This window comes from Bradyrhizobium sp. P2_E8, assembly GCF_056403875.1.
The window spans coordinates 1-9,199 of the sequence record NZ_JBFUES010000207.1 but is presented as its reverse complement, the minus strand read 5'-3'; the positions used below and the strand labels follow the sequence as shown (position 1 = coordinate 9,199).

General features: G+C 65.6%; 9 protein-coding genes. 8 read left to right on the top strand and 1 reads right to left on the bottom strand.

Features of this window, described 5'->3' with window-relative positions; translation table 11 throughout:
* From AC1D00_RS14105 to AC1D00_RS14070, 8 genes are all read left to right on the top strand, one after another.
* Positions 1 to 444 (top strand): sugar-binding domain-containing protein (locus AC1D00_RS14105; protein WP_477011086.1); only part of this gene is annotated, 444 nt, incomplete at its 5' end.
* A 609-nt stretch (positions 445 to 1,053) separates the two neighbouring features.
* Positions 1,054 to 2,307: an ABC transporter substrate-binding protein gene (locus AC1D00_RS14100; protein ID WP_404558974.1), complete on the top strand. Its 1,254-nt coding sequence runs from the start codon at positions 1,054 to 1,056 to the stop codon at positions 2,305 to 2,307.
* Between the two features lie 94 nt (positions 2,308 to 2,401).
* Entirely contained in the window at positions 2,402 to 3,274 is an 873-nt protein-coding gene (locus AC1D00_RS14095) for a carbohydrate ABC transporter permease (RefSeq protein WP_135172647.1), read from the top strand.
* 3 nt (positions 3,275 to 3,277) lie between these two features.
* Positions 3,278 to 4,108: a carbohydrate ABC transporter permease gene (locus tag AC1D00_RS14090; RefSeq protein WP_135172648.1), complete on the top strand. Its 831-nt coding sequence runs from the start codon at positions 3,278 to 3,280 to the stop codon at positions 4,106 to 4,108.
* A 16-nt stretch (positions 4,109 to 4,124) separates the two neighbouring features.
* On the top strand, positions 4,125 to 5,132 hold the full coding sequence (locus tag AC1D00_RS14085) for an ABC transporter ATP-binding protein (RefSeq protein ID WP_477011085.1): 1,008 nt from the start codon (positions 4,125 to 4,127) through the stop codon (positions 5,130 to 5,132).
* 50 nt (positions 5,133 to 5,182) lie between these two features.
* A complete protein-coding gene (locus AC1D00_RS14080) occupies positions 5,183 to 5,956 on the top strand; it encodes an SDR family NAD(P)-dependent oxidoreductase (protein ID WP_477011084.1) in 774 nt (257 codons plus the stop codon).
* 38 nt (positions 5,957 to 5,994) lie between these two features.
* Complete coding sequence (locus tag AC1D00_RS14075) at positions 5,995 to 7,641, top strand: FGGY-family carbohydrate kinase (RefSeq protein ID WP_477011083.1); 1,647 nt, start codon at positions 5,995 to 5,997, stop codon at positions 7,639 to 7,641.
* A gap of 5 nt (positions 7,642 to 7,646) precedes the next feature.
* Positions 7,647 to 8,582 (top strand): carbohydrate kinase family protein, encoded by a 936-nt coding sequence (locus AC1D00_RS14070; RefSeq protein ID WP_477011082.1) that lies wholly within the window; start codon positions 7,647 to 7,649, stop codon positions 8,580 to 8,582.
* Positions 8,583 to 8,586: 4 nt separating this feature from the next.
* On the opposite strand, the gene AC1D00_RS14065 is transcribed toward AC1D00_RS14070, so the two are convergent.
* Positions 8,587 to 9,199: LysR family substrate-binding domain-containing protein (locus AC1D00_RS14065; protein ID WP_477011081.1), on the bottom strand; the 613-nt coding region annotated here is incomplete at its 5' end.

The window sequence follows — 9,199 nt, the reverse complement described above, 5'->3', positions numbered from 1 at the left end:
GCGCGGCACTACCCGATGCCGCTGCCGTTCCTGATGTCGTCGGAGGACGAACGCAACAAGATGGTGCGCATCGAGCCGATCGCGAAGGTGAAGGCGGTGGCGGCCAAGGCCGATTTACGCCTCGTCGGCATCGGCCAGATGGACCAGAAGGCGCAGGTCCATGTCGACGGCTTCGTCACCCGCGACGAATTGTTCGAGATGATGCGCCTGGGGGCGATCGGCGAGATCACCGGCTGGGCCTATGACGCCAAGGGCCGCATGCTCAAGGCCGGCACCAACAAGCGCCTCACCAGCATTCCCCCGGAAGTGCCGGCCAAGACCACGACCATCGGCGCCGCGGTCGGCGCCGCCAAGGTCCCGGCGATCGCGGCGGCGTTGAGCGGAGGCCTGATCAACGGCCTGATCACGGACGAGGCGACGGCAAGGGCGATTTTGGAGCGCTGAGGCGGGGTAGCGCTTCCAGCGTCAGCGAGGCGAATGGTCTCTCCACCCACATCGGTGTCATCGTCCGCGAAGGCGGACGATCCAGTACGCCGCGGCCACGCTTGGGGCAAACCAATAGACGACACGGCGTACTGGATGCCCCGCCTGCGCGGGGCATGACGCTGAGTGTGGGCGATAGCTCGGCGCCTCACCAGCATTCCGCCGGAAGTGCCGGAAGGCTACGACCATCGGCGCCTCGGTCGGCGCTGGAGCGCTGAGGCGCGGGATTTCGCTGCTCGCGCCGCTGTCATCGTCCGCGAAGGCGGACGATCCAGTACGCCGCGGCCACGCTTGGGGCAAACCAATAGACGACACGGCGTACTGGATGCCCCGCCTGCGCGGGGCATGACAGCGTGGGTGAGGCTACGCCTCCATCCTCGCTCCCTCCCGCACCGCAGCACTCATAAGTTGCCAAAACGCCCGCGCGCCTGCTTGACAATCCTCCGTCCGTGAGGTGAACATACGCCCAACGCGTGAGCATATGCTCAAAACGCGAGTTTGAGGGAGGTCACCGTGAAATACGTCCTCGGCGCCGTTTGCGGCGCGTCCGTGCTGCTGGCCGTCCCCGCGATGGCCGAAACCACCCTGACGATCGCCACCGTGAACAACGGCGACATGATCCGCATGCAGGGGTTGACCGGTGAATTCACCAAGCAGAATCCAGACATCACCGTGAAATGGGTGACGCTGGAGGAGAACGTGCTGCGCCAGCGCGTCACCACCGACATCGCCACCAAGGGCGGCCAGTTCGACGTGCTGACCATCGGCACCTACGAGGTGCCGATCTGGGCCAAGAAGGGCTGGCTGGTGCCGCTCGCCAATCTCGGCGCGGATTACGACGTCGCCGACCTCCTGCCCAAGATCAAGGATGCGGTCTCCGTCGACGGCAAGCTCTACGCCGCGCCCTTCTACGGCGAGAGTTCGATGGTGATGTACCGCACCGACCTGTTCGACAAGGCCGGCCTGAAGATGCCGGAAAACCCGACCTGGGATTTCGTGATCGACGCGGCCAAGAAGCTCACCGACAAGAGCGCCGGCACCTACGGCATCTGCCTGCGCGGCAAGGCCGGCTGGGGCGAAAACATGGCGTTCCTCTCGGCGATGGCCAATTCCTACGGCGCGCGCTGGTTTGACGAGAAGTGGGAGCCGCAGTTCAACACGCCGGAATGGAAGACGACGCTGACGACCTACGTCAATGTGATGAAGGAAGCCGGCCCTCCCGGCGCGAGCTCCAACGGCTTCAACGAGAACCTGGCGCTGTTCAACGCCGGCAAATGCGCAATGTGGATCGACGCGACGGTCGCGGCGTCCTTCGTCACCAATCCCAAGGAGTCCAGGGTCGCCGACAAGGTCGGCTTCGCGCTGGCGCCCAACACCGGGCTCGGCAAGAACGCCAACTGGCTGTGGGCGTGGAGTCTCGCGATCCCTGCCGGCTCGAAGAAGTCGGACGTCGCCGAGAAGTTCATCGCCTGGGCGACCAGCAAAGACTACACCAAGATCGTGGCGGCGAAGGAGGGCTGGGCCAATGTGCCGCCAGGCACGCGCACCTCGCTCTACCAGAACCCTGAATATCTGAAGGTCGCGCCGTTCGCGAAGCTGACGCTGGCCTCGATCGACGCCGCCGATCCGAACAAGCCGACGGTGAAGCCGGTGCCTTACGTCGGCGTGCAGTATGCCGCGATCCCCGAATTCCAGGGCATCGGCACGCAGGTCGGCCAGCAGTTCTCGGCCGCGCTTGCGGGATCGATGACGGTCGATGCCGCGCTCACCGCGGCGCAATCCGTGACCGAGCGCGAGATGAAGCGCGCCGGCTACATCAAGTGAACCCGAGCTCTCCCTCCTGAGCTCAAACTGGCGGCCATCCACCAGCCCAGCCCCGGCGGATGGCCGCCTTCTTCCCCAAGTGGAGAAGTCAGGGATGGCAACCCGGCAGACGCAGTTTCTGGCGCGCGCGCTCCTGACCCCGGCCGTCGGGCTCCTGTTCATCTGGATGATCGTCCCGCTCGCGCTGACGCTCTATTTCTCGACGCTGCATTACAGCCTGCTCGATCCCGGCTCCGAGGCGTTCGTCGGGCTTGAGAATTTCCGTTACTTCCTCACCGATCCTGCCTTCCTGGCTTCGCTCCAGAACACCCTGGTGCTGGTCGGCTCGGTGCTGGCGCTGACCATCCTGCTCGGCATTCCGCTGGCGCTGTTGATGGACCAGCCGGTGATCGGCCGCAACATCGTGCGGCTGATGGTGATCGCGCCKTTCTTCGTGATGCCGACGGTGAGCGCGCTGGTCTGGAAGAACCTGTTGATGCATCCGGTGTCCGGCTTGTTCGCCTGGCTCGCCAAGCTTGTCGGGCTGACGCCGATCGACTGGTTCACCGACGCGCCGCTGCTCGCGGTGATCCTGATCGTGGCCTGGCAATGGCTGCCGTTCGCGACGCTGATTTTGCTGACCGCTTTGCAATCGCTCGACGAGGAGCAGAAGGAAGCCGCCGAGATGGACGGTGCCAGYGCGCTCTCGTCTTTTATCTACATCACGCTGCCGCACATGGCGCGTCCCATCACGGTGGTGATCCTGATCGAGACCATCTTCCTGCTCACGGTGTTTGCCGAGATCTTCGTCACCACCGGCGGCGGGCCGGGCCTTCAGACCACCAACATCGCCTTCCTGATCTATTCGCAAGCGCTGATCCAGTTCGACGTCGGCAGCGCGTCGGCCGGCGGGCTGGTCGCCGTCGTGATCGCCAACATCGTCGCCTTCTTCCTTGTCCGCATCGTCGGCCGCAACCTGGAGGCTTGAACAATGGCGCGGAAGGAAACGACGCAGCGGGTGGTGATATCGACGATCGGGGCGTGGTTCTTCGGCTTCCTGATCTTCTTTCCGATCCTCTGGATGGTGCTGGCAAGCTTCAAGACAGAGCTCGAGGCCTTCGCCATTCCGCCGTCCTTCCTGTTCTTCCACTGGACCACCGAGAACTACGTCACCGTGCAGGAGCGCAGCGACTATCTGCACCATGCGATGAACTCGATCATCATCGCCGGCGGTTCGACGCTGATCGCGCTCCTGATCGCGATCCCGGCGGCGTGGTCGATGGCGTTCTCGCCGACCAAGCGCACCAAGGACATCCTGCTCTGGATGCTCTCGACCAAGATGATGCCGCCGGTCGGCGTGCTCGTGCCGATCTACCTGATCTACAAGTCCTTCGGCCTGCTCGATTCCCGCATCGGGCTCGTCTTCATCCTCTGCCTCGGCAACCTGCCGATCGTGATCTGGATGCTCTTCACCTATTTCAAGGAGATCCCGCGGGACATCCTCGAAGCCGCGCGCATGGACGGCGCCACCATCGGCCGCGAGCTTGTCTATGTCTTGACGCCGATGGCGATCCCGGGCCTGGCATCGACCATGCTGCTCAATCTGATCCTGGCCTGGAACGAGGCGTTCTGGACGCTCAATTTGGCGACGTCGGACGCTGCGCCGCTCACCACGTTCATTGCGTCCTATTCGAGCCCGGAAGGGCTGTTCTGGGCCAAGCTGTCGGCGGCCTCGACGCTGGCGATCGCGCCCATTCTCGTCCTCGGTTGGTTCAGCCAGAAGCAGCTCGTGCGCGGGCTCACCTTTGGCGCGGTAAAGTAAGAAGGGCTGCCGGATCATGGGTCAGATCACACTTCAGGACGTGCAGAAATCCTTCGGCCCCGTGCACATCATCAAGGGCGCCGATCTCGACATTGCGGACGGGTCGTTCGTGGTGTTCGTGGGGCCGTCGGGCTGCGGCAAGACCACGCTGCTGCGGCTGATCGCCGGGCTTGAGGACGTCAGCGGCGGCAAGATCCTGATCGACGGCAAGAACGTCGTCGACACGCCGCCGGCCAAGCGCGGGCTCTCGATGGTGTTCCAGTCCTACGCGCTCTATCCGCATATGAGCGTGCGCGGCAATATCGGCTTCGGGCTGAAGATGGCGGGCCTTTCCAAGGACGAGACCAACCGCAAGGTCGAGGCGGCGGCCGCGACGCTCAATCTCACGCCCTATCTCGATCGCAAGCCGCGCGAGCTTTCCGGCGGCCAGCGCCAGCGCGTCGCGATCGGCCGCGCCATCGTGCGCSAGCCMAAGGCGTTCCTGTTCGACGAGCCGCTCTCCAATCTCGACGCCGCGCTCCGCGTGCAGATGCGCATCGAGGTGACGCGGCTCCAGAAGCAGCTCGGCACCACCGCGATCTACGTCACCCACGACCAGGTCGAGGCCATGACCATGGCCGACAAGATCGTCGTGCTCAACGGCGGCAAGATCGAGCAATACGGCTCGCCGCTGCAGCTTTACGAGAAGCCCGCCAACCTGTTCGTCGCCGGCTTCATCGGCTCGCCCAAGATGAACTTCGTCACCGGCGAGCTCGCCAGGCAGCAGGGCGCGGCCACCATCGGGGTGCGGCCGGAGCATCTCAAGATCGAGCGCGACGGGACCGGCGGTTGGCAGGGGACGATCGCGGTCGCCGAGCATCTCGGCAGCGACACGTTCCTTTATGTCGATGCGGGCCCGCTTGGCATGCTGACGGCACGCTACATCGGCGAATTGAGCCTGCATGCCGGCGATCACGTGTCGCTGGTGCCGGAGCCCGCGCGCATCCACCGCTTCGACGAGAGCGGCAACGCTCTTCGCGGCTGACAAGAAACGGCAAGAAACGGCAAGAGACGGCAAGAGACGGAAAAACCAACATGTACCTGGAAAAATTCAAGCTGAACGGCAAGACCGCGTTCATCACCGGCGGCGGGCAGGGCATTGGGCTCGCCTGCGCCGAGGCGCTGGCCGAGGCCGGCGCCAGGGTCGTGATCGGCGACCGCGACAGCAAGGTCGCCGACAGCGCCAAGGCCGGCCTGAAGGCGAAGGGGTTCGACGTGGAGACCGCGGTCATGGACGTGACCGACACCAAGCGCGTCGCCGAGGTCGCCAATGACCTCGTCGTCCGCCACGGCAAGGTCGACATCCTCGTCAACAATGCCGGCATCGCGCGCAGCGAGACGCCGGCGGAGACCGTGACCGACGAGCACTGGCTCAACGTCATCGACGTCAACCTCAACGRCACCTTCTGGTGCTGCCGCGAGTTCGGCAAGCACATGTTGAAGGCGCAAAGCGGCGCCATCGTCAATGTCGGCTCGATGTCCGGCTTCATCGTCAACAAGCCGCAGGAGCAGTGCTTCTACAATGCGTCCAAGGCCGGCGTGCACCATCTGACCAAGTCGCTCGCCGCGGAATGGGGCGCGCGCGGCATCCGCGTCAACGCGGTGGCGCCGACCTATATCGAGACGCCGCTCAACGCCTTCGTAAAGAGCAATCCGAGAATGTACGACGCCTGGATCGGCGGAACCCCGATGGCGCGGATGGGGCAGGTCGAGGAGATTGCCTCCGTCGTGCTGTTCCTCAGTTCGGAGGCCGCGAGCCTGATGACCGGCAGCATCGTGCTGGTGGATGGCGGCTACACTTGCTGGTAGGCTTGCGTCAAAACTGACGAGAGCGACCGGGAGCGACAATGCCGCGAGCGTATATCGGCGTCGACGTGGGGACCACCAGCACGCGGGCAGGGGTGTTTGACGAGGCCGGCACGCTGCTGGCGATGGCCCGGCATCCGATCAAGATCTGGCACGAGGCCGGCGATATCGTCGAGCAGTCGTCCCAGGACATCTGGGAGGCCTGCGTGAAATCCGTGCGGGCGGCGATTGCGGACGCCGCCATCGCGCCCGACAGCGTCGGCGGCATCGGCTTCGACGCCACCTGTTCCCTCGTGGTGCTCGACCTCCAGGGCGAGCCGCTCACCGTCAGCGCCTCGGGCGAGGCGCAGCGCAACGTCATCGTCTGGATGGACCATCGCGCTACGGCCGAGGCGCGGCTGATCAACGAAACCGAGGATGCGGTGCTGCGCTATGTCGGCGGCTCGATCTCACCCGAGATGGAGATGCCGAAACTGTTGTGGCTGAAGCGGCATCTGCGCGCGAGCTTCGACGCCGCAGGCCATTTTTTCGATCTGGCAGACTACCTGACCTGGCGCGCAACCGGCGCGCTGCAACGCTCGACCTGCACCGTCACCTGCAAATGGAATTATCTCGCCCATGACGGAGGCGGCTGGAGCGCACCATTCTTCAAGCGCATCGGGCTGTCCGACTTCGTCAACGAGAAATACGCCCGCATCGGCACCGAGATCGTCGCGCCGGGCACGCGGCTCGGCGCAGGTCTCACCGGCGCGGCCGCGGCCGAGCTCGGTCTGACGCCGGGAACGCCGGTCGGTGCCTCGCTGATCGACGCCCATGCCGGCGGCATCGGCGCGATCGGCGGCCGCGATGGGTCTGGCGGGACGAGCGATGTCAGCGACCGCCTCGCCTACATCATGGGAACGTCGGCCTGCATCATGGCGACGACCAAGGAGCCCTGCTTCGTGCCGGGCGTGTGGGGTCCTTATTATTCCGGCATGGTGCCGGAATTCTGGCTCAACGAGGGTGGGCAGTCGGCCGCGGGCGCGGCGATCGACCATCTGCTCAAGTCGCATCCGGGCTTTGCCGAGGCGAGCGCGGCTGCGCGGAGCGATGGCCTCGACCTCATCGAGTTCCTCGAGCGTCGCATCATCGCACGCGCCGGCGATGCCAGCCGCGCCGCGCTGCTCGCCCGCGACGTCCACGTGCTCCCGGAATTCATCGGCAATCGTTCGCCCTATGCCGATCCTGACACCCGCGCGGTGATCGCCGGCCTCGATCTCGACACCGACATCGCTTCGATGGAGCGGCTGTTCGTCGCCGGTCTCTGTGGGCTCGCCTATGGGCTTGCCGAGGTGATCGAGGCCTTTGCCGCGCATGGCGTCCGGTCCAGCATCATGATCATGGGCGGCGGCGCCAGCCGCAGCCCGCTGGTGCGTCAGATCATGGCCGACACCACGGGCCTCACCGTCGCGCTGCCGCAGACCAGGGAGCCGGTGCTGCTGGGCGCCGCGATGTTAGGTGCGGTTGCTGGCGGCGCCTATGCTTCGATCGGCGAGACCATGGCCAAGATGTCGGCCCTGGGACGCAAGAGCGAGCCGACCGCGCCCGACATGGCCGCGTTTCATTCCCGCAAGCGCGACGTGTACAAGCTGCTGCGCGAGCTCGATCGCGGCAGCCGTGCCGCGATGCGAGATATCGCCRGAGGGTGAAACGAATGCTGATATCCTGCGGCGATGCGTTGATCGATTTCGTGCCGACGCGAAACGCAGAAGGACGCGAAGCGGTGATGCCCGCGGTTGGCGGCTCCTGCCTCAACGTCGCGATCGGCATGGCGCGCTTGGGCGCACCGACCGGCTTCGTCGGCGGCATCTCGACCGACTTGTTCGGCCGCATGATCGCCGACCACGCAGTCGCCTCGCATGTCGAGCTCGGCCTTGCCACCCGCAGCGATCACCAGACCACGCTCGCTTTCGTGCGCATCGTCGCGGGCGAGTCGCATTACGCCTTCTATGATGCCGAGACCGCGACGCGGAACTGGACCTACCGGCGCGGGTTGATTCCCTTCGCGGACGTTGAAGCCCTCCATGTCGGCTCGACCACGCTGGTCAACGACCAGGGCGCGGCCGAGACGAAAGCCCTGATCGCGGACGCGCGGATGTCGTCCACGATCTCCTTCGATCCGAACTGCCGGCCCAACCTCGTCAAGGACAAGTCGGCCTATCTCGCGCGCATGGCGGAGTTCGCGAGCCAGGCCGATCTGATCAAGATGTCGGACGTCGACTTCGCCTACCTCTTCGGCGAAGAGCCCTATCAGCAACGCGCGAGCMTGCTGCTCGGGCAGGGCGCAAGCCTCGTCGTCATCACCCTCGGCAACAATGGCGCCATCGCCTGGCACGCGGGGGCAGGGCAGATCGAGGTCACCGCGCCCAAGGTCGAGGTCGCCGACACTATCGGCGCCGGCGACAGCTTCCAGGCGGCGCTGCTGTTCGCCCTGTACAAGCAGGGGCGTCTGGCGCGGCAGCAGCTGAAGGCCATCAGTGCCGACGAGCTCCGCCGCGCGCTGTCCTTTGCCGCCAATTGCGCCGGTCTCACCTGCACCCGCCCGGGCGCCGATCCGCCCTGGAGCCGTGAGATCACCTGGCCCTTGTAGCCCGTCACATCGGCGCGACGGCCTTCTCGGCGCATTTGAGGAAGGTGCGGATCAGCGGACTCTGGGAATCCCGCCGCCAGCAGACTGCGATATCGATGGAGTCGGTGGCGTCGCGCAGCGGCCTGAACACGATGCCGCGTGGTGCGCCGAGCTGCGCGCAAGCTGGCAGGATGGCGAGACCTTCACCGGCGAGAACCAGGCTCATCGCCGAATGCACCGTCTCCACCCGGCTCGCAATCGGCATCACGATTTGATGCCGCCGCAGCAAGGCCGCGACCGCGGAGGAGGCGGGGTCGTGGTCCGGCCATGGCAGCGCGATCAGCGGGCGGCCCTGCAATTTCGCCATCGGCACTGCACTAAGACGGGCGAGCGGCGAGCGGATCGGCATGGCCAGCATGAAGGGCTGTGCGCCGATCCGTGCCACCTGGATCTCGGGATGGTTGATTGCCGGCATGCACAGCGCGACCGTGACGCTGCGGTCGAGCAGCCGCGCCTCGCGCGTCGAGGCGCTGAGCTCGGCGAAGTCGAGGTCGACGCCGGGAATCGAGCGGCGCAGCTCGGGGATCAGGCGCGGCAGCACCGCATTCGCCAGCACGAACATGTAGCCGACCGACAGC